Raw genomic sequence first — 769 nt, 5'->3', positions numbered from 1 at the left:
TGTCAAGCCCCGGGTTTGGTGGAGGGTTTATTAGACCCGTTCCATCGTTTTGATGGCGGGCAGGTTTGAGTAGTAATTGGTTTCTGCTTCCACGGGTGGGATGTATCCGATTTCGCCGTGGAGGCGCCGGTGGTTGTACCAATCGATGTATTCAGCGACGGCTATTTCAAGGTCATTGATGCCGGTCCAGGGGCCCTTGTTGCGGACCAGCTCGGCCTTGAAGAGGGAGTTGAGGGCCTCGGCCATGGCGTTGTCGTAACTATCACCCTTGGCCCCTACGGAAGCGACAGCTTCTGACTCGGCGAGACGCTCGGTGTAGCGGATCGCACGATACTGCACGCCTCTGTCCGAGTGGTGAATAAGTTGTGATACATCTTTTCGATCATGCCGACGAGTCCATAATCCCATCTCCAACGCGTCCAGAGCAAGAGCTGTGTGCATGGTGGTGGAGAGCTGCCACCCGACCACGCGGCGGGAGAAAACATCGAGCACGAAGGCCGCATAGACCCAGCCAGAAAACGTCTTGATGTACGTTATATCTGCCACCCAGAGACAGTTTGGTGCCGGGGCTGTGAACTGCCGCCGGACCAGATCCGCCGGCCGCTCAGAGAAGGGTCCTGACACTGTCGTACGAGGCCCCTTGGCCCGCCTCACACCGTGCAGCCCGGACCGGCGCATGAGCCTCTCCACCGTGCACCGCGCGACCTTGTGGCCGGCACGGTTCAGGGCGGCATAGACTTTCCTGGCCCCGTAAACACCGTAGTTTTCC

Annotated in this window: 1 protein-coding gene; it reads right to left on the bottom strand. The window is 59.2% G+C overall.

The features are described from left to right. Positions 1-30 precede the first annotated feature (30 nt). Positions 31-769: IS3 family transposase (locus DQ353_RS21160; RefSeq protein WP_113765146.1), on the bottom strand; the 739-nt coding region annotated here is incomplete at its 5' end.

It is taken from the genome of Arthrobacter sp. AQ5-05 (assembly GCF_003287975.1).
In the GTDB taxonomy this organism is placed as follows: domain Bacteria; phylum Actinomycetota; class Actinomycetes; order Actinomycetales; family Micrococcaceae; genus Paeniglutamicibacter.
This window is presented reverse-complemented; position numbering and strand designations above follow the sequence as displayed.